This is a genomic window from Massilia sp. TSP1-1-2 (genome assembly GCF_049896185.1).
In the GTDB taxonomy this organism is placed as follows: domain Bacteria; phylum Pseudomonadota; class Gammaproteobacteria; order Burkholderiales; family Burkholderiaceae_D; genus Telluria_A.
Window position 1 is genome coordinate 98,962 of record NZ_JAFCTU010000013.1, and the last position, 19,120, is coordinate 118,081.

The window sequence follows — 19,120 nt, forward strand, 5'->3', positions numbered from 1 at the left end:
AGCGTACGGTCCAATATAACGTCCAGAATTTGCATTCAGGACAATTGAATCAAGTGCTTACATCTGAAACAACGGGAGGCCGTCTGTAAGTGCGGTAGCCAACACAGATCAGGAGCACTGCGGGCCAGGCTGTATCGCGTCAGCCGGCGCGCAGGTCGGTTCTGGAAATCCCTTGCGACCGCATGCCATTACATGCGGTTCGCTGCGCTCTGCGCTACGGCGAACTGGCCGTCGGCGTCGCGTTCAGCCTGCAGCGACTGGCGCTTTTCTTCGGCAGTCATGCGCTTGGCCTTGACCACGACCGCCGGTGCCTGGGCGCCCACACTGGCCGTCACCGCAGCTTTGGCGTTCGCCTGCGGCAGCGTGTCGATGGCATATGCGCCGCCTACGGCAAGGACGACGGTGGCGACGAATACGGCTTCCATGTGCTTATGGATGTTCATACAATTTCCTTTCAATGTGGGGTGTCGATGAATGTACTTTAGACGCACAATTCGCCCCCTTCCACCCGTATGCGATGAAGGGCCGCTTTCGCGGAACGGCCTGCGAAATTGGCCGATAAGTTGTTGCCGGGCTCGCTTTCCCGCCCCCCCCGCTAGTGTTGTGCAGGCCGGGTGGCCGCTTTCAGCGTGGGGGAATGCGATGGCAGGTTGGTTCGACAGGGTGGCGCTGGCGCTGGCGGGGCGTCACAGGCAGTGGCGGCGCGCGCGCAACCTGCGCGCGGGCACGCAGCGCCCGGCGCGCCCGGCCGCGCGCTGGGTCGGCGCCGGCGGCGTGCTCGTCGCGCTGGCTGGTGCCGTCATCATCGCCGGCCATGCGCGTCACCTTGGTCGCTCCGCGCCCGGGCCGCTTGACACCGGGGTGCCATCGGCGGTCGATATTCTTCCGCCGGCGCTGGCGGGCATGGGGTTCACGGTGCCAAAGCAAGCCGGCGTCACAATGGCCTTGAGCGACCAGGGCGCTATCGTGATCGCCGCCGGCATGCACGCCGCCGACCCGGTGCGCGTGAACTTGTGCGACCAGGTTCAGGGCGCGCGCATGCTGCCGCTGCGCATCGGCTACCAGTTTGACGACGTGGCGCGCCTGGTCGCGCGCAGCGAAGCCGGCGGCAAATTATTAACAATTCGAAACGTTGCGCTGGCGTCGGACATGCCCCAGGTGCAGATCAACGGCCTTGCCTTGCCCGCAGGCGGCCCGCTGCAGGTGTCGTGGCAAGCGGCCGGGCGCAAGGTGCGCTGGGCCAGCGATGCCGGCTCCGGCGCCTTCCGGCGCGACGGGTTTCTGGTGTGGAGCGACGGCGCCTTGCGCGTACAGCGCCGCGCCGCTGCCGCTTGCAAGAGCGCGGGCGAACTGGTGCTGCAGTTGTATCGCAACGGTGATGGCGGCGCTGCAAAAGCGCTGGTCACGGCCTTTCCGGCAGGCGGCGACGCCATCTCGACGTGGCTGCCCCCGGGGAGCTACCGCGTGCCGGCAGCGCCGCGCGCCAGCCTGGAAGACCAGGCGCTGTTCCAGCAATTGGCCGCGCACGGCCTGTTGCGTTTGGGTGATGACGGTTTGATCGAGTTGGCGCCGCGCGACCTGGCCAGCTGGCAAGCCGCGCCCGGCAGCGCGCGCAGCGGCGAACTGGGCAGTTGGCAAGCGCTGGCGTCCGACGCCGCCGCCACAATGCTGTTCAAGCGCCTCTATCGCATGGCCGACGGCGCCTATGTGCGCGAGCAGGTCCGCATCTTCAATAACGAACGCCGTTTGCTGGCCTGGCGCGTGCGTCCGGCGCTGGCCGGCGCCGTCTGGCAAGCCAGCGTGGCTGGAGCGAGCGTGGCCACCGGCGCCGAACTGCCGCTGGCGGCCGCGCGCCTGTTTGCCGACGTGCCGCAGGGATGGGCGCCATGGAACCGGGTGGCGGCGTGGCCTGCGGGCGGGCCGGACGCGGCGGCGCGCCTGGTCATGCAGCAGCCGCGCGCCGGACAGCGCATCGAACTGCTGCTCGTTGGCCGCGTGCTGGGCGTGGAAGGGGCGCGCATGCTCGCGCCCCCGCGCGCTGCCTGCAGCGGGCGCGCCTGTCCGGCGCCGGGGGCCGTGCAGCTGGTGGTGCTGGAAGCATTGCCGGGCGCGGCCAGCATTGCACTGACGGCCGCGCCGCTGGCGATGGACGCGCTGGCCGGCGCCGACGCCCAATATCGCCATCTAAGCGTTGCAGGCGGCAAGCTGGCGTGGCGCGCGCTGGCTGCCAACAGCGCCACCGCGCGCCGTGCCGATCCGGCCGGCGTTGTCCTGCAAGACCGGCATGGCGTGGAAGTGTGGAGCGGCGGCGCGCCGAGCGCGGCCGCCATCGATGCGGGCCTGGCGCCGCTGCTTGGCCTGCGCGCCGAACACGCCAGCAGCGTGGCCGGCATGCTCGCCCGCGTTCCCTCGCCAAGCGGGGAGCCGCACCGCGCGCGCCTGTCGCTCGACCTGGCGCTGCAAAAGGCCAGCCACGACGCGCTCGATTGCATCGGCATGCGGCGCGGCCGGTGGGACGGCGCGCGCTGCACCGGCGCCATGGCCGTACCGCCTGGCCGGCAGGCGGGCATCGTCATCCTCGACACCGACAACGGCGACATTTTGGCCGCGGCCGGCGCGGGCGGGGGCGTTGTCGACGCCGCCAACTGGAATGAAGTACGCGACTTCGACCGCGCCAATCCCGCGCGCAGCCCCTTGCGACTGCCTGCATTCCAGCATGACGGGGGCGCTTACCGCAGTCCCGGCTCCACCTTCAAGATCGTCAGCGCGCTGGGGCTGGAACTGGCGGCGCAGCGCGACGCGCAACTCGACATGCTGCTGGCCGGGATGCCGCTGGCCGCCCTGAACCGGGTGGCGCGTGCCAAGGGTTTCGCGTTCCAGACCAATGCCGCTAGCTACCCGTTCGGCACGCGCCTGGCGCACATCACCAACTATAAGGACCAGCACCTGGACCGGCGCGCGCAAGACGGCCGCATGGGACTGGCGCAGGCGCTCACTTATAGCTTGAATACCTGGTTCGCCTGGTCCGGGGAGCTGAGCGACCGCAGCCTGTTTGGCCGTGCCGACGGCGGCGCGCCCGACTTGCAGGCGCTGGAACCCGGCTCGCTGGACAGCGTGCGCCCGATCGCCGCCATGGCGCACAAGGTCGGCTTTGGCCAGCAATTGCGGCTCGATGGCGGCCTGCTGCCGGCGGACTTCCGCTGGTCGCCGTGGGACGCGCTGCAGCCAAGCGAAGCGCACATCGATCCGATTCACACCCGCCACGAACTGCGCCAGATGGCCATCGGGCTGCGCATGCAGGTAACGCCGCTGCACATGGCGATGGTGGCCGGTGCCATTGGCGAGGGCCGCGTGATCGCCCCGCGCCTGCTGCTCGAACTTGACGCTCGCGCGGCGCACGCAGCAGCGCCGCCCAGGCTTGGCGTGCGCCTGGACCGGATTCGCGCCGGCATGAAGGGCGTGGTCGACGCCGGCACCGCCGCCGCAGCGTTTCGCGGCGCGCCTCTGGACGCGGTGCGGCGCGGCCTGGCCGGCAAGACCGGGACTTCGCCGGCCATGGTCACGGGGCCGGACGGCGTGCGGCGCGAGCTGGCCACGGTCTGGTTCACCGGCTACCTGGAACCGGGCAGCGTGCCGGGACAGCGCCACCGGCTCGCCGTTGCCGCCTTTGTCAGCCATTCCGAGGCCAGCGGAGGCGAACATGCGGCGCCCATCGTGGCCTCGGTGCTGGGATCGATGGCGGGCCTGAACCGCGAACAGAAGGGTAAATAGGGGTTTCAAGCGCGCCTTGCCCAATCCCGTTGTGTGGCATCATTTTGAGGTAAACACAACATTGAGGATGGTATGCGCCTGCCGGGCACCCGCTACCAGGAACACGGCTGGGAACATGTGCGCAAACTGCTGGGGCGCTGTTCCCTGCAGGCGTTCGCCCACGCCGGTCTGTCCCTGCTGCCCGATGCGAACGCAGACGATCTGCAGCTCGCCCTGTACGTGGACCTGGTAGCCGAAGCGCTGCATACTGGCGCGCGCGCCGCGCGCGCCGAGGCGCCCGGTAACAGCTATGGCGATAGCGTAGCGGAACTGGCCCTGAGCCTTCTGTACGAGCTGCAGGCGCGGCCCGGCGACTGGTCCGCGTTCCGGGCCGCGGTGGCCGCCGAGCATGCGCGCAGTGGTCCTTTTTGGGAACGCGCGGGGGGCGAAGCCATCTTGCGCAAGAAGGTCAATGACATGTTCGCCGTTTTGCGCGACAAGGTCGACGCCGACAATTACCAGGCGGCCTGCGCCCGCCCGTGCAGCGCCAACAAGATCTACACCTACCGCATGCTTGATACCGCCTACGGCGAGATCGCGCGCATTTTCGGCAACTGGCAAGCCCACCTGGCGCAAGTGTCGGCTATCTTGGGGCGCGAGGTTGATGCGGCGCCGATCGAGGTGCGCCAGATGAAGTCGATCGCGGCGTGCCGCCCGGAGTGGGTAATACGCTGGAGCGAGTCGCTGGCGCAGTTCGGCGCCGGGCCGGGCCCCTTGCATACGCGCTCCAAGCGCTTTGCCAGCCTTAAAAACAGTCCGGCGAGGATCGCCGAGCTGATGACCGAGATCGGCGACTATGAAGAATTGTCGTCCAACCGCGACCAGGACTGGCTGCACGACGCCGGCGAAGCTGCCGAATGGCTGGAAGACCTGTGGCGCGTGCTGGACGCGCCGGCTGGCCCACAACCCGACCAGATTTTGCCGCCCGCCGAAGATGAATTCGACGGCAGCGCGCTATCTGATGCGCCGCCGGACGATGCGGGCAGCGACACCGGCAGCGACGCCGGCAGCGACGCCGAACGCGCAGCGGCCAGCGCGCTTTCACTGCCCCCCCGCTTTATGCAACTGGCAAGGGCTGCGCAGGAAGCGGGCAGCTGGACCGCGCGCCAGCTGGCAAACGAATCGATGGCGGTGCGCCTTGCCGTGTACCTCAAGCTGATGGGAAGCGCCGACGACACGTATCCGTCGCAGTGGCTGGACCCGGCAACGGGCGAACTGCCGACGATGGCGCAGTTGGCGGCGCTGGACCAGCTTTCGCTGCCGACGCTGCGCAAAAGGCGCGATGCGGCGATTTCCGTTCTGCTTGCCGCCGCGCCCCCACGAAAGGAGTGATGTGATGACTGAACAACTTGACGCCAGGCTGCAGGAACAACTGCTGCTATCGCGCCGCGTCGAAGGCGACCGGCTGGTGCTGGCCGACACCGTGATCGTCGCTGCGCTGGCCGGCAGCCGGGCACTGACTGCCAAAGAACGCGACGCATTGCGCGCGTCACCCCTCACGCTGCGCCGCTTCAAGGCGCTGGCGCAAGAGCGCAGGGGTGCTGCGCTGCGCAGCTGGCCCGATTGGAAGGGCAGCAGCGGCATGCTGCGCGCGGCGTCAAGCAGCGCGCCCTTGAGTGCCATCGCAACCGATGATGGTTTCTGGATGCTGCACTTCGTGGAGCAGGACGGCGCTACGCGCGTGATCCTCGCGTTGAATGCAGCGGCGCCCTTCGCGGCCCGCCTGCTGCGCGAGCAACCCATGCTGCGCGTGCTGGACGGCGCCGGCGCCGTCGTCCTGCAGGGCAGCCTGGATGCCGACGGCGAGTGCGAGAGCGCCTGGCCGTTTGCCAGCGCACCGGCGCCGCACTTTCAGCAGGCCGGCGCGGCCTTCTCCGTGCTAGCTGCACCCTGACCGAGCGATGCGCGGCCTGTTCAAACGCACCGCCCCCGCCGGCGCCCCCGATACCGCGGCGCTGGGGACAGACGCACTTGCGCTGCGCGTGCCTTCGGGCACGATGGTGCCGCATGCCTGCATCGGCCTGGCCTGCGGCAAGGGTGGTGCGACCCGGCGCGTGGAGCACGGCGCGCGGCTGGCCGCTGGCGACAGCAAGAGCGCCTATTGCTTTCATCCGGGCCCGTACAGCATTGAACTGACCCCGTTCGCCGCCGCGCCAGAAATCGGTCTGCAGCTTTCGTTCGTTGTCGACGACCCCGATCCGCGCGTGGCCCAGCAGCGTTTTGACCTGTACCTGGCCAGTGAAGGCGGCGAGGGCGTGTCCCTGGCCGCTTTCGCGCTCGCTGTCGACTCGGCACTGCAGCGCGAACTGGCGCAAGGTAATCTGGAACTGCCGCCCTGTACAACGCTGGACGAATGGAATCTGTTCCGCGCGGGCCTTAATCAACTGCTGTACCAGCGCTTTGGCGTGACAGTCGAGGACTGCCTGCCGGTCGACCTGGGCGATCGGGTCGACTATGCGCAACTGCTGCTCGCGCGCGCTGTCGATGTGCGGGCGAAGAGCGCGGTGAGCGCGCCGGCGCCAAGCGTGCCGGCACTCACCGACGCTCAGGCGCTGCGCCGCCTGTTCCTTGAACTGCCCGGCGTGACCAGTGCCCTGCGCCTGGTTGCCTTGCCGCCGGGGCAGGCGCTGTTCCGCCAGCACCAGGCGCTGCTGCAGCGGCTCGATGGTGTCGCCCTGCTGTTTGCAACCATGCCATCGCTGGAACTGGCAGCGCCTGGCATAGCGCTGGATGTGGCCAGCCGCGCCGCCCGCGAGCGGCACAGCGCCGGCGCCGTACTCGCGCTGGACGAAGCCTGGTCGCTGGCGGCGCGCTTTGCGCACGCGCCGGCTGCAAGCTGGTTCGACGACGCCGACCGCATCGTCGCCAACCTTGAACACCATGGCGCCGGGCGCCGCGCGAGCGAGCATGCATAAACTTCCCGACACCGCGCATTGCCGCACCACGCTGGCCGACGGCTCGATTGCAACTGTCACCGCCACGCGGCGCCCGCGCGCAGTTCGGGCCGACGTCAAGTGCAGCCCCGCGCAGGTGGCCGAACGCATGCAGCAAGTGGTGCGCCTGGCGCGCCACACCGAGCCGCGCGTTGACAGCCGCGACCAGGTTGTCATCAGCATCGACCGCGCGCCCGGCCGGGACGAGCGCGACTGGGAGCTGGCCGTGGTGCTGGCCGACCGCATGGTGCGCGCCGTGTGGCAGGGCGCAGGCCAGGTGCACGCCAACGGCTGGTCTGACCAATGGGAACTGGGGCGCATCGGCGGCCATGACAGCGCCGCTGCCGGGGCGATAGTCGGCGGGCCAACCGGTCTGGCGCATCTGGGCGCTCTGTCGGGCCAGCCCGATTGCGGCGCCAGCGTGTCTGCGGCGCGGGCCTGGTTTCCTTTGCATAGTGGCGGCATCAACGACTGTCTGTGCAGGGTCGAGGTCAGCGTCTATCCGTTATCTGGCGCGGCCGGGGAGGAAGAAGACAGCATCGCCACGCCCGGCCTGGACCTGGCCGCGCAACTGGCGGTGCGCCAGGTGCTGGCGGGCGCGCGTCACTTCGATGGGCGCGGCCTTGGCCGCTGGCGCACCGTAGTGCGTTTCGCGCAGCCGCGCTTTCAAGGCAATTCGTTCGAACTGGCGCTGGTGATGGCCGACCGCATGGCGCGCGGGCGCGAATTCGTGCCGCGCGGGCGCGTGATCGCCAGCGGGTCTTCAGGCGCCTGGCACGCGGGGCAGGTCGACGCGGTGGAAGGGTGCGCGCCGAAATGCGCGCTGATCGAGCGCGAGGCGGTGTCGGGCGACCGCATTTTGCTGCCAAAGGCATGGGAAGCGTCGGCGGCGCCCGAGTTTGCGGGAGCGCTGCACGAGCGCGGCGCCAGCGTGGCCTGGATTGACCGGATCGGGATCATCTGAGACCGAGAATGCACGACCACGAGAATGCATGACCAGGAGCGTACGCTTGCGTGCGCAATGTACGGCGCGCTGTCCCCTGCTAGAATCGACTTGAACAGGGCGGGCGCCGCGAGAGAAGCAGTGCAGATTAAACAACCAGGAGTCTCATATGTTCCAGATGTTTGGATTTGGCGGCATCAAGTGTCCGCGCTGCGAGCATAAAAATGCCGGCGATTCGGGCTATTGCGCCCAATGTGGACTCACGCTTGGCGCGGGCCGCAGTGAACCGATTTTCCGCGACAACCGCTGGATCCCGGCCGAGAACGAACTGGCCGTGTTTTTTGGCGTGCGCGAACTATCCGGCCTGTTTGTCAAGACCTTGCGCGTACCGGCCACCACCCGCGCCTACATTCTGCAGGCGGACAAGGCGACCGAGGTGCCGCAGGGCGAATACGAAATCGAAGGCTTTTTCACGCGCCTAAACAACCTGCTGCGCGACCAGCATGCCGAGATCCTCATCACGCGCAGTTCGGCTATGCCGGTCCACTTTGCATTCGACGACCTGCAAACGGCTGAACACCTGACGGTGTCGGCGCGCTTTTCGGTCAGCGTCAAGGTTGAACAGGTGGCCGCCTTTGCGCGCCACTTCATGACCATGCCGGGCACCGTCACCAGCGAAAACCTGCGCGACCTGCTGGCCCCTTCGGTGCGCCAATTGGCCTCTGAATTTATCGCCGGCCAGCCGATCCGCGACCTGGCCAGCAACCTGGACCTGCGAGCGCAGCTCGACGAGCGCCTGCAAGGCTCGCTCAAGATGCGCCTGGCTCAATATGGCCTGGCAGTGGTGCAGGTCGATACGCTCAGATTGCAGCACGACAAGTTCGACGCCAACCGGGCGCGTATTGGCAGCCTGTATCTGGTGGCCGACGAGCGCAACGTCCAGCTCGAGCATGCCAAGCACATCGACCAGCTCTACAACGACGAGGAATGGCAGCGCCTCTGGCGCGAGGAGCAGGAAGGCCGGCTGCGCCACCGCCGCCAGGAGATCGGCCAGGACGAGCAGGCTGACAAGGCCGAGCTGACCTTGCAGGGCGCCGAGCGGCTGCAGGCGATTCGCGCGCGCGAGATCGAGCTGTATGGCCGCATCGTCGACTCCAAGAACCGCAAGCAGGCGCTGGAACGGGGCGCCGGCGAAATCGTCACCGAACTCGAACACGAGCTGGCCAAAAAAGGCGCCGCGCGCGACGATGAATCGACCCAGTGGGCGCATTTGCGACACCTGGCGCAGATCCACATGCGCACCGAGCTTGAAATCGCGCAGCAGGCCGCCAACGAAACGCGCCAGCTTGCGCAGCAGCGTTTTTCGCACCAATTGCTACAGCAGCAGATCCAGAACAAGATCAGCCAGGCGCTGGGCATCGAGGACGAAGCGCGCAAACGCGCCGAGCTGGCCGGCCTGCACCAGCGCCAGCTCGCCGCCAGCGCGCGCGCGAGCGAGATCGAAGGCGAGCAGCACAAGGCCCAGTGGCAGGCGCTGGCCCTGACCAACGCCGCCCACCAGCGCGAGGCCGAGCGCATCGCCGAATGGGAAGAGCAACTGGCGCTGGACCGCAAGCGCGACCTGCTGCGCACCGACGCCCTGAAGGAAGTTGGCGGCAAGGCGCAAGTGGAAGAAGTCGCGCAACGCATCGACGCGCTGCGCCGCACGGGCGCGACCGCCGAATCCATCGCCCAGCACGAAAAGCTGCTGCGCACGATCGAGGCCGACGGCGTTCACCAGCGCCAGTCGCAGCAGCTTGCACTGGACGGCGAGCAGCAGCGCCACGCGCTGCGCCAGCAAGAGCACGAGGCGCAGTGGCAGCAAGAATTGCGCCGCCTGGACCATGCGCGCGAGGAGAAATTCGCGCAGCAGGCCCATGTTGCCGACATGGCGCGCATCGACATCGCGCGGGCCGAATCGATCGGCGCCATGAGCGACAGCGCCAAGGTGGCCCTGGCCGCCGGGCCGAATGCGGCCGCCCTGGCCGACGTGATGAAAACCCAGGTGCACGCCGGAATGAGCGCGCAGCAGCTGGCGGCGCTGGCGGGCGTGGTGGCGGCCACCAATGGCGTCACCGCGGGCGAGGCTGCGCGCCAGGTGCAGCAGCAGCTTGAACGCGAGCAGGCCAGGCGCGACGCCGAGGTTGACAAGGACCGGCGCCACCAGCTTGACCTGCTTAACTTGCAGAACGACGTCAACAAGGCGGCGCTCAAGACCCAGTCCGACCTTGGCGCCGGCGTGGCGCACGCGCGCTTTGCGCCTGCCCCGCGTGCCTGCCCCAACGGCCACGCGGCGGGACCGAACGACCAATTTTGCGCGCGCTGCGGCGCGGCGATTGCAGCTTGACGGGACCGATGCAAACGGCACGAGACAAGATCCGCGAACTGCGCGCCCTGTTTGAGGACGGCCTGTTAAGCCTTCAGGAGTTCGAGACCCGCAAAAACGCCATCCTGGACGCGGAGTACGCGCCGCCGGGAGCGAGCGCTACGCCCATGGCGCCGGCAATCCATATCAACCGTGGCACCGAGATCGGGCTGATGGCCGGCCAGGAGATCGGCCCGCAAAACCGCCGCTACCGGCTCGAACGGTTGATCGCGCAGGGCGGCATGGGACAGGTGTGGCAGGCGACCGACCTGGCCACCCACGCCGAGCTTGGCCACAGCGCCATGGTCGCGCTCAAGATTTTGCCGCCGATGCTCACCCAAAGCCCGACCCACGCCAAGCTGCTGATCGAGGAAGCCACGCAGGCGCGGCGTCTAGCGCACGAACACATCGTGCGCGTGTATGAATGGGCGCAGGACCCGGCCACGGCCAGCTATTTCATCATCATGGAATGCCTCGAAGGCGAGGATCTGGACAGCCTGCTGGCGCGCGAAGGGCCGCTGCCGCTCGCGCGCGTGCAGCAGCTGCTCGCGCCCATCGGCGAAGCGCTGCGCTACGCGTGGGACAAGCACAAGCTGGTTCACCGCGACATCAAGCCGGGCAATGTGTTTGTCACCAACAAGGGCGAAGTCAAGCTGCTCGACTTTGGCATCGCCGCGCGCGCGCGCAGCAGCGCCAGCGTGATCGGGCTGGAAGCGCCCGCCAATTCCGGCACCGCCGGCTACCGCGCGCCGGAGGCAGGCACGCTGCAGCGCCAGAGCGGCCGCGCGCTCGACGTCTATGCGGTGGCGGTGATGGTCTACCAGATGGTGGAGGGGCGCATGCCCTTTGACGGCATGCGCAGCGCCGGCCACGAGCCTTTCATGCCGCCTGCGCTGACCACCCGCCAGTGGGGCGTGCTGCAAAGCGGCTTTGCGTGGGACCCCGAGCGCCGTCCGGCGTCGGTCGCCGCACTGTTGGCTGCGCTGGACAATGCAGTGGCGCCCACCCCAGCCGAACTTGCCGCTCAAACCGCCGCCGCGCACGCCCAGGAAGAACAACGCGCCGCGCAGCTGGCCGTCAGGCGCAAGGCCGACGCCGACGCTGCGGCGGCGCTGCACTTGCAGCGGGACAAGCAGCGCCGCGAACAGGAGGCGGCCGAACGCGCCCAGGCCGAGCAAGCCAAGCGCGAACGCAAGGACGCGCTGCGCCAGCAACTGCACGACAGGCGCGTGGCCGACGCCGAAAAGGCGCGCCTGGCCAAGGAAGCGGAAAACCGCAAGGCGCTGCAGGCCAGGGCAGCGGCCGCCTACCGCAGCGAGCAGGAACGCGCCCGTTTCGAACAGGCCGCGCGCAACGAGGCCGAGCTTGATGCGCTGATGCCGGTGCCGTCCAGCCCCGTGGCCGACACCGAGGGCGTGCTGCGCGACCGGTTTTTGGACGGCAGCGGCAAGGGACCCGAGCTGGTGCTCATTCCAACCGGGCGCTTTCAGATGGGCTCGACCGAGGGTGAACGTAAAAAAGCGATGGACGCCGGCGCCCAGAAAGCCTGGGTGGAGCGCGAGAAGCCGCAGCACTGGGTCGGCATCGAGCAGTCGATCGCCCTGGGCCGCTACCCGGTCACGGTGGGCGAATGGCGCCAGTTCGTGCGCGCCACGCTGTGGGAACCCAAGGGGGAAGTGAACTGGTCGGCGCCGGGTTTTCGGCAAACGGAAAGCCACCCGGTGGTGGGGGTGACCTGGCACGACGCGCAGCAGTATGTGGTGTGGCTGAGCGTGCGGACGGGCCAGGTGTATCGCCTGCCCAGCGAAGCGGAATGGGAATACGCTTGCCGCGCCGGCACAAAAACCGCGTTCAGCTTTGGCGAGGACATCAACACCGGCTTGGCCAATTACGACGGCAACACCACGTACAACGGCAGCCCCAGGGGTGAATATCGCAAGGGGACCACGCACGTGGACATGTTCGACCCCAATCCGTGGGGCTTGTTCGACATGCATGGCAACGTGTGGGAGTGGGTGCAAGACGTGGTGCATGACAGTTACGAAGGCGCCCCGGCAGACGGCAGCGCCTGGGAAGAGGGCGGCGACCAGGGCCGGCGCATCCTGCGCGGCGGCTCGTGGCTGTACAACCCGTACTACCTGCGCTCAGCTTTGCGCAATGGCTTTTCGGCGGTACTGAGCAACGATATTGTAGGCTTTCGCGTCGCCCGTAATCTCATCTGACTTAAACTTTTCGCCTGGCCGCCTAGACTAAATGTTGTGTCCTGGTGACCGAGGAGAGACCATGAAAATCCCTGACGAGCTGCGCATTCCCGCTATCGTGTTTGGCCTGGAGGGCATTTTGATCACGGGCGCCGCGCTGGTGTTCATTGTGCTGGTGCGGCTGGTGCTGCTGGTGCTGCTGGTGCTGCTGGTGCTTCTGGTTCGGCTGATGCGGCCAGTGCGGCTTATGCGGCTTATGCGGCCGGTGCTGGCACTGTTCAGGCAGTGTACATATTGACGGCGTCTGCTGTTGTCGGCGCCTTCAGCGCCGAGCGCACAATCCAGCACTCCGGATACGACTCGGGCGCAAAGCGCGTGTGCGCGCTCACCTGGCTCAACTTGTCCATGGCCGTTTGCGGCGTGAGCGGCGTTTCTTGCCCGGTCACCCGGTCAAAATGCCAAAACCCGCCATGCTGGTGGAACAGCAGCGGCATGGCCGCCGCCTGCGGCAGCGCGCCAAATGCCGTCACCGGATAGCCTGGATGCCTGCCTGGCTCAAGAAAATAAAAGCACTCCGCATGCACACCCTGGTCGATCCGGTGCATGATCACCCCATGCGGCATGATTGCCGTCACGCTCAGCACCACAATGCCCTTGATGCTGGCAGACAGTTCAATACGCATCCCAAGACGCAACTGCACCGGCTTGTTTTTGCCCGGCCACACGCCGTCCAGCAGCAAGCCGTAGCGCGACACGTCTTCAATGTCAAAGCCTGCCCCCGCGCGCCGGATCACGGCGTGGCGTCCCGACAAGCGCCGCGTGAGGCCGTCACGGTCCTGGCCGTCGTCCCCAAAATGGGTGAGCAGCACGTCCGCTTCGGGGTCATGCAGCTCAAAGCGCCCCAGCACGCATTGTTCCATCGCGAACAGGCGTACCTGGCGCTGCGCCCCGGCGTCCGGCGCGGCATTGACCAGGCACGCCATGACGCTCTGGTGGGGGTGCGGTTCGGCATGGGCCGGAACGTCGATTTCGATCAGGTCTTCGTCCCAGGCGATGGTCGAAAAGCCCAGGTTGACCTTGCCCGGCCGCGCGTCCAGATTCAGGTGCGCGATGGAAGCGTTGCGCGCGTGGACGTCGATGTCGAGCCGCCCGCCGCCCGCCTGCGCCTGCACCCTGGCGATCGATGCATCGTCAGCCATCACGCGCACGTTCTTGTGCGTGGACAGAAACGTCTGGTGGATTTCGGTGAGGGTGGCGTCGGGACGGGGGATCAGGATCACCGGCGTGCACACCCACTTGTGGCTGATGCGCGCGTCCTTCTGGCAGTGCAGCTCAACGTCGATGCGGTACTGGCCGTGTTCCTTGTCGCGCGAGGAAAATTCAATGAACAGCGGACGCCATTCGCCGCGCAGCGTGCGTGCAAACGAATGGCTGGCCACGCCTTCGGGCAGCAGCGCCGATTGCAGGCGCATCGTCACCAGCGGCGCGCACCCTGCAGGCATGTTGCGTAGTTCGACCTTGATGGCCTGGCGTCCGCCGGCAGCGCGCGGGTCGAAGCCGCTGATATGCAGGTGCGGTGCGCCGTCGCGCGTGGCGGCATCGACGCTCTCGAGGGAACGCGACGGTGCGCTTGGCGTCGGTGCGACCGCGTAGCCCACCGGGTGCGGGTGCGCGGCACGCGTGCTGCGCAAGGCGCTGATCAATTCAAAGCTGGACGGCACGCCCTGCGCTTGCGCGTGCCCGCTTGCGCACGCCGTTTCCCCTGGCATTACCCATAAGGTGCAGTGCGGATGCTGAGGGTTGCTGCATTTCTTCATAGCCTGAAAGCCCGTCCGTTTTTTGATAAAGCTTACGCGATTTCGCCATTCGACGGCATTTCGCTACGCGTGAAATACAACGCTGATTCTGGCTGGAACATTTAATGCATGGGCACCGCCACCGGCAGCGCAGTTTCATGCATGTTGCCGAGGGAACGCAGCACAATGGCGGTCATGTTGTCGGGGTGGAGCGCCGGCGGCGGGTTGGCGCCGATCTCGTCAAACAAGCGCGCGTTCAGGGCCGCAGCGCTGGCAGCGCCCTCGAACAGCGCCGGCCAGCGCGCCACCCAGTGCTGCGGCGACGGGCAAGCCCAAAAGCCGTCTGTTGCCAGTACATACAGCGCTTTTGGATCGAGTTCCAGCGCGCGCCGATCAGCCATATGGGCCAGGAAAAACGGCAAGTTCAAGGGCGACAAGGCATACAGCGGATCGCGCAATTCCGCCGGATTGGCAAAGGCGTTGCCAAGAATAAACGCTTGCGAAATCTGTGAACGGTATTCGCCGTGCACCTGTTCCCACCAGGCGGCCTCGTCGAGCAAACCGTCCATGGCAAAGGCGGTGGCCGGAACGTGGTCGACCGTTTGCGGCGCGGCCTTGCCGCCGCCGATCTGGTACAGGCGCGAGTCGCCCACGTGGTACAGCAGCGCGGCCTGGCCGGGGCGCAGTTCGAGCATGGTCAGCGTGGTGCCGGGGCGCTTGCCGGGTTGGACGTCGGCGCCGAAGTGTTGTTGCAAGCTTGCGTGCAGGCTATCGAGGCGGCTGCACAGTTCGCCCAGGGTATCGCAGGCAGGCAAGGCGAGCAGGCCGGCGACGACCGCCTCGGCCGCTTCGCGTCCGCGTCCGTGGCCGCCCATGCCGTCGAGCACTGCAAGGCGGATATGGCCGGGTGGCCAGCCTTGCACTTGCTGGCGCCGTTCCACCTGGTCCGCGAGAAAACATGCCATGCCGCTCGTGTCGATCAACAGGTAATTGTCCTGGTTCTCTGTCTGCGAGGCAGCTTTGGCGCCGGCGGCGGTGCGCACCGCCACATCGAAGTGGGGACCAAACCGCAGGCTGTGGGGAGATGGCGTCATGACAACAGGATAACCGACTTGGCCGCCGTCCAAAGCACCGATCAGATGGAGGTTTCCCTCTTTCCAGTGAGCAAGGCAACGGCGTTAAGCATTACACAAGCGCCGGCGGCGGCGAGCGCGGCCTGCACACCAAAGTGGTCGGCGACGCGGCCCCACACCAGGCTGCCGAGCGCGTACCCGCCGGCCATCACGAACAAGTAAATCGACAGCGTGCGTGCGCGTATCGCCGGCGGAAAGGCCAGTTGCGCGGCCGCATTGAGCGTCGACACCGTGGCCGACCAGGCCATGCCCGCTGCCATGATCAGGGGCACCATGAGCGCGACGGTATGCAGGAAGGGCAAGGTCATCAGCATGATGCCGTACACAAACAGGGATGCGGCCAAAAGGCGCGTCTTGCCGACGTACTGGCGCACGGTGGGCAGCAGCAAGGCGCCGCCCACGGCACCGATGCCCAGGCTGCCCATCAACAGGCCGAAAATGCTGGAATTCATATGCAACACATTCTTGACGAATACCGGCAACAGGCCGGCGAAGGCAATGGTGGAAAAAAACACGGTGCTCACATTGACCAGGATGCGGCGGTAGCGGTGGCAGCCCAGCGCGCTCGACAGTCCCAGTTTCAGGCTGCTGGCAAAACTGGTGCGGACGATCACCGGCGCCGTGCTTTCGCGCCACCAGACGGCATACACCCCCAGCAGGCCGACAAAAGAGATGGCATTGATCAGGAACAGCGCCCCCGGGCCAATCCATGAAAACAATACGCCGCCCATAGCGGGCCCGACGATGGCAGCCACGTTGTAGCTCAGGTTGTTCAAGGTGGCGGCGGCCTCGACTTCGTCCGTCTCCACCAGTCCCGACATCGACGCTTGCCATGCGGGCCACATGAAGGCCGAGCCGGAACCGATGCAAAACGTGATAGCGAGCACCGGTCCCGCAGCCGCATGGCCGGTATTGACGAGCAAGGCCAGTGCGCACGCGCACAGCGCCATGAAGCAATTGCAAAAGAAAAGGAACTTGGGCCGATGCACGGCGTCGGCAATCACGCCGGCGAACAGGGCGAACAGGAACACGGGGATATACGTTGCGGTCTGCACCAGCGTGCTGGTCGAGGCCGACGTCGAAACGGTGGCGATCAGCCACGCGGAGGCGAAAGTCTGGGTCCAGGTGCCCAAATTCGATACCAGGTTGGCAAGCCAGAGCTGTCGGTAGCGCCTGTGCCGCAAAGGCTTGGTCAACGGCACCTTGGGGCGCCGCGATACCGCAGCGCGCGGCAGGGACAGGCTTTGTTTCGACATGCTGGTAGTCTACGGGCCGTTGATGCAGTGCGTCAACTTATACACCATAATGTGTGCGCATGTTATCTTTAGGGAATGACCATACGACCTATCACAGACGACGATATCCCCGCAGTGGCTGCGCTCATGCGTTCGCTCTCCAACGAATTTATCGTGCATGACTGCAGCCCTGTTGCTGCGGCCAGTTTCGTCCGTGAAAATGACGAACACGCCATCCGCGCCTTCGTGCGCGCCGGGATGGCGTATCACGTGGCCGAGAAAGAGCAGGGCATTGCCGGATTCATTGCGATTCGCGACAACAAGCATGTGTTTCACATGTTCGTGGCCAAAGCGCATCATCGCCAGGGCATCGCCAAGGCTTTATGGGCGGTGGCCCGGCAGGCCGCGATCGAGAAGGGCAATCCCGGACAGTTCACTGTCAACGCTTCCAACTACGCTTTGTCCGCGTATGAGGCGATGGGCTTTGTGCGGACCGCGCCGGTCCAGTGCAAGAAGGGCATCACCTACAATCCCATGCAATTTGACGGAACATGACGATGACGATGCGAACCATGGCAGCGTTGCTGCTGACGCTGGCCTCAACCGGGCTGCACGCGCAGCAAGTTCAAGTGTTTTCGGATGGCAAACCGGTGGCCATGGCGGATGATGGCAACGGCGCCCGCTTGCGCGCGCACGACGAGCGCGCTGCCAGACAACCCTTGGGCGAGCGCGCGGACGGTCCCGCCATCGCAGCGGCGCATGCGGCAGCTTTTGTGCGTTGCGGCTTGAATGAGGCGCGCTATCCGGCGGAAAAACCGAGCACGCCGGAAGAGCGCGATTATTTTGTGCGCAACGCCAGTTACATTCCCGTCAAGGGCAGCAACAACATCATCCTGATCGGTGAATTTTCGCGTGGCAAGGCGCTGATCGACCTCGACAAGCTGACCGTGCTGACGCCGCAATGCCCGGCCGGCGTGCGTTCGCTGTTCTGGTCGCATGATACCGAACGTGTCATGTTTGCCACGCAACAGGTGGACGGAATCGCGTTTCACGGCGACAGCCGCGCCCTGTGGACGGCCGCGTTCCAGGAACCGCAGGACGTCTGGTTGGGCGACAGTGCGCATTCGGGGTTCCGAAAATTGATGAGCCTGCCGAAGGAACGCGTGCTTGATATCATGCTGCCGGACAAGGCGGACCATGTCTGGGTGCTGAGCCAGTCCGAGAAAATAGACCTGGGCAACCCGGGCGCATGGATAAAGGCGGTGTCGGGCGCGCCCGCCAAAAAAATGGATATTTTGCTGCGCAAGGTGGATTTGCAGGGCAAGACGCTGGAGATCATTACGGTGGCCAAAGGCGTGGCGGCGGGGTCGGCGCTTTTCGTGCGCGAATAGCGTTGTTTCCTGCCCCTTGCATCGCACGCGCGAGGCCGGACTAAAGGCGCGCTTCGTCAGCACGGCGCAGCCACAAACTGCTCGACCACCCGCGCACTTCCTTGCCATCGACCCGTGTACTGACCTGCCACCAGTCGCCGTCGCCGTCCCCGGTCGTGGTCACTTCGCTGCCGGCCGGCACCACGGCGATTCTGCGCGCTCCGGTCCCCTTGGCAGAGCGCAGGTTCAAGTCTTCATGCACGCGATAGCGCGTTCCCTTCCCTGGTGCCGCCATCGAAAGAGGCGCAATTCCCATTGTCACCGGTGTCAATGCCAGCACCTGCGCAGGCCCAGGCATCAGCCACAGCACCAGGCTGCCGATGCCCCACGTGCCCGCCACGACAATGGCCAGCGCGCGCGCGTTCATCTGGCGCCACCAGCGCGCTGGCGTGAGCCAGGCCGCCAGCACCAGCGTGGCCACCAGGCCCAATCCAAACGCGGCTAAGGCAAGATAACTGACGTTGAACATAGCGGCTCCCTTCAGGCGTCGAAACGCAGCATGTAGTGACCGGCGACCACATGGTGACCGTGCGGCAGCAGGTACGGCTGCTCCGCGTTCGCTTCCCCGATGCTCGCGACAAAATTGCGCTGCGCGTCCAGGTGATACAAAGCTTGCGTGGGGCTGATCCGCCCGATCTTGAAGGCGCCGGCGACAGCTTCGAAACTGAACGCATTGCGCGACAAGCCGATGCGGTCGGCGCTGGCGCTCGCAGCGCCATCGGCGCAGCGCACAAAGTGCGGCGAATCGAGCACGCGCAGCGCCGCCAGCATGGGCGCGCTGCGGCCAAAGACCAGCCGCGCGCCGCTCGCCACCGGCAAGGTGGCCGGTTGCGGCAGCATCAGGATCGCGCTGTAGCGTTCCAGCATGCCCGGCGCGACCTCGGCCAGATCGATCTTGCCGCCGCCGGCTGCGATCGTGAAGCTGGCCGGGGCGCTGACCTCCTCGCGTCCGGCGTCCGTGGCGGCGTGCAACTGGTCGTTGTCATCGACGGAAAATCGGATCGCCGCCGGTGCGCCCGGACCGGCGATGTTCGATGCAGCGTCAAAGCCCAGCTCCAGGCTGGTGGCGCCGGTATCGCGGTAGCGGCTAAGCCGGGGCAGGGCAATGCCCACCAGCGTCACGCACTGCTGCGCCACCGGCGCGAAGGTGGCGTCGGCGGGGCGATGGCTGAACGGCACTGCGGTCAGTTCCGGCGCGGCGCAAGCGCGCGCCTTCCAAACGGCCGTCGGCTTGA

15 protein-coding genes are annotated in these 19,120 nt (G+C 66.6%); 10 read left to right on the forward strand and 5 right to left on the reverse strand.

Annotation, left to right across the window (positions count from 1 at the left end; translation table 11 throughout):
• Positions 1-188: 188 nt before the first annotated feature.
• A complete protein-coding gene (locus ACP7BV_RS13590) occupies positions 189-443 on the reverse strand; it encodes a hypothetical protein (RefSeq protein ID WP_426104457.1) in 255 nt (84 codons plus the stop codon).
• Between the two features lie 199 nt (positions 444-642).
• Between ACP7BV_RS13590 and ACP7BV_RS13595 the strand changes: the two genes are divergently transcribed.
• From ACP7BV_RS13595 to ACP7BV_RS13630, 8 genes are all read left to right on the forward strand, one after another.
• Positions 643-3,771 (forward strand): penicillin-binding transpeptidase domain-containing protein, encoded by a 3,129-nt coding sequence (locus ACP7BV_RS13595; protein ID WP_426104458.1) that lies wholly within the window; start codon positions 643-645, stop codon positions 3,769-3,771.
• Between the two features lie 72 nt (positions 3,772-3,843).
• The gene (locus tag ACP7BV_RS13600) at positions 3,844-5,142 is read left to right on the forward strand and encodes a hypothetical protein (protein ID WP_426104459.1); all 1,299 of its coding nucleotides are present in this window, start codon (positions 3,844-3,846) and stop codon (positions 5,140-5,142) included.
• A 4-nt stretch (positions 5,143-5,146) separates the two neighbouring features.
• Positions 5,147-5,704, forward strand: a complete 558-nt coding sequence (locus ACP7BV_RS13605) for a hypothetical protein (protein WP_426104460.1) — start codon at positions 5,147-5,149, stop codon at positions 5,702-5,704.
• A gap of 7 nt (positions 5,705-5,711) precedes the next feature.
• Positions 5,712-6,725, forward strand: coding sequence for a hypothetical protein (locus ACP7BV_RS13610; protein ID WP_426104462.1), 1,014 nt, complete (start codon positions 5,712-5,714; stop codon positions 6,723-6,725).
• Positions 6,718-7,707 carry a hypothetical protein gene (locus ACP7BV_RS13615; RefSeq protein WP_426104464.1) on the forward strand — a complete coding sequence of 330 codons (990 nt, stop codon included), beginning with the start codon at positions 6,718-6,720 and terminating at the stop codon, positions 7,705-7,707. Before ACP7BV_RS13610 ends, ACP7BV_RS13615 begins: the two co-directional genes overlap by 8 nt.
• A 148-nt stretch (positions 7,708-7,855) precedes the next feature.
• A complete protein-coding gene (locus ACP7BV_RS13620; protein WP_426104466.1) occupies positions 7,856-10,072 on the forward strand; it encodes an SPFH domain-containing protein in 2,217 nt (738 codons plus the stop codon).
• An 8-nt stretch (positions 10,073-10,080) separates the two neighbouring features.
• Positions 10,081-12,312: a bifunctional serine/threonine-protein kinase/formylglycine-generating enzyme family protein gene (locus ACP7BV_RS13625; protein WP_426104468.1), complete on the forward strand. Its 2,232-nt coding sequence runs from the start codon at positions 10,081-10,083 to the stop codon at positions 12,310-12,312.
• Positions 12,313-12,373: 61 nt separating this feature from the next.
• The gene (locus tag ACP7BV_RS13630) at positions 12,374-12,589 is read left to right on the forward strand and encodes a hypothetical protein (RefSeq protein ID WP_426104470.1); all 216 of its coding nucleotides are present in this window, start codon (positions 12,374-12,376) and stop codon (positions 12,587-12,589) included.
• On the opposite strand, the gene ACP7BV_RS13635 is transcribed toward ACP7BV_RS13630, so the two are convergent.
• From ACP7BV_RS13635 to ACP7BV_RS13645, 3 genes are all read right to left on the reverse strand, one after another.
• Entirely contained in the window at positions 12,570-14,012 is a 1,443-nt protein-coding gene (locus ACP7BV_RS13635) for an FHA domain-containing protein (RefSeq protein WP_426104472.1), read from the reverse strand. The two genes, ACP7BV_RS13630 and ACP7BV_RS13635, sit on opposite strands and share 20 nt — an antisense overlap.
• Before the next feature lie 197 nt (positions 14,013-14,209).
• Complete coding sequence (locus ACP7BV_RS13640) at positions 14,210-15,181, reverse strand: PP2C family protein-serine/threonine phosphatase (RefSeq protein ID WP_426104474.1); 972 nt, start codon at positions 15,179-15,181, stop codon at positions 14,210-14,212.
• A 41-nt stretch (positions 15,182-15,222) separates the two neighbouring features.
• Positions 15,223-16,476: an MFS transporter gene (locus ACP7BV_RS13645; protein ID WP_426104476.1), complete on the reverse strand. Its 1,254-nt coding sequence runs from the start codon at positions 16,474-16,476 to the stop codon at positions 15,223-15,225.
• A gap of 126 nt (positions 16,477-16,602) precedes the next feature.
• On the opposite strand from ACP7BV_RS13645, the gene ACP7BV_RS13650 reads away from it, so the two are divergent.
• Together ACP7BV_RS13650 and ACP7BV_RS13655 are read left to right on the forward strand one after the other, a co-directional pair.
• Entirely contained in the window at positions 16,603-17,010 is a 408-nt protein-coding gene (locus ACP7BV_RS13650) for a GNAT family N-acetyltransferase (protein ID WP_426104478.1), read from the forward strand.
• A 2-nt stretch (positions 17,011-17,012) separates the two neighbouring features.
• Complete coding sequence (locus ACP7BV_RS13655) at positions 17,013-17,846, forward strand: hypothetical protein (RefSeq protein WP_426104480.1); 834 nt, start codon at positions 17,013-17,015, stop codon at positions 17,844-17,846.
• Between the two features lie 40 nt (positions 17,847-17,886).
• Here ACP7BV_RS13655 and ACP7BV_RS13660 read toward each other — a convergent pair whose 3' ends face one another.
• The gene (locus ACP7BV_RS13660; protein WP_426104482.1) at positions 17,887-18,354 is read right to left on the reverse strand and encodes an SH3 domain-containing protein; all 468 of its coding nucleotides are present in this window, start codon (positions 18,352-18,354) and stop codon (positions 17,887-17,889) included.
• Positions 18,355-19,120 lie beyond the last annotated feature (766 nt).

Excerpts from the sequence above, each read along its gene's own strand:
- ACP7BV_RS13590 (WP_426104457.1), bottom strand. The coding sequence starts at position 443 with ATGAACATCCATAAGCACATGGAAGCCGTATTCGTCGCCACCGTCGTC.
- ACP7BV_RS13595 (WP_426104458.1), top strand. The coding sequence starts at position 643 with ATGGCAGGTTGGTTCGACAGGGTGGCGCTGGCGCTGGCGGGGCGTCAC.
- ACP7BV_RS13600 (WP_426104459.1), top strand. The coding sequence starts at position 3,844 with ATGCGCCTGCCGGGCACCCGCTACCAGGAACACGGCTGGGAACATGTG.
- ACP7BV_RS13605 (WP_426104460.1), top strand. The coding sequence starts at position 5,147 with ATGACTGAACAACTTGACGCCAGGCTGCAGGAACAACTGCTGCTATCG.
- ACP7BV_RS13610 (WP_426104462.1), top strand. The coding sequence starts at position 5,712 with ATGCGCGGCCTGTTCAAACGCACCGCCCCCGCCGGCGCCCCCGATACC.
- ACP7BV_RS13615 (WP_426104464.1), top strand. The coding sequence starts at position 6,718 with ATGCATAAACTTCCCGACACCGCGCATTGCCGCACCACGCTGGCCGAC.
- ACP7BV_RS13620 (WP_426104466.1), top strand. The coding sequence starts at position 7,856 with ATGTTCCAGATGTTTGGATTTGGCGGCATCAAGTGTCCGCGCTGCGAG.
- ACP7BV_RS13625 (WP_426104468.1), top strand. The coding sequence starts at position 10,081 with ATGCAAACGGCACGAGACAAGATCCGCGAACTGCGCGCCCTGTTTGAG.
- ACP7BV_RS13630 (WP_426104470.1), top strand. The coding sequence starts at position 12,374 with ATGAAAATCCCTGACGAGCTGCGCATTCCCGCTATCGTGTTTGGCCTG.
- ACP7BV_RS13640 (WP_426104474.1), bottom strand. The coding sequence starts at position 15,181 with ATGACGCCATCTCCCCACAGCCTGCGGTTTGGTCCCCACTTCGATGTG.
- ACP7BV_RS13645 (WP_426104476.1), bottom strand. The coding sequence starts at position 16,476 with ATGTCGAAACAAAGCCTGTCCCTGCCGCGCGCTGCGGTATCGCGGCGC.
- ACP7BV_RS13650 (WP_426104478.1), top strand. The coding sequence starts at position 16,603 with ATGCGTTCGCTCTCCAACGAATTTATCGTGCATGACTGCAGCCCTGTT.
- ACP7BV_RS13655 (WP_426104480.1), top strand. The coding sequence starts at position 17,013 with ATGACGATGCGAACCATGGCAGCGTTGCTGCTGACGCTGGCCTCAACC.
- ACP7BV_RS13660 (WP_426104482.1), bottom strand. The coding sequence starts at position 18,354 with ATGTTCAACGTCAGTTATCTTGCCTTAGCCGCGTTTGGATTGGGCCTG.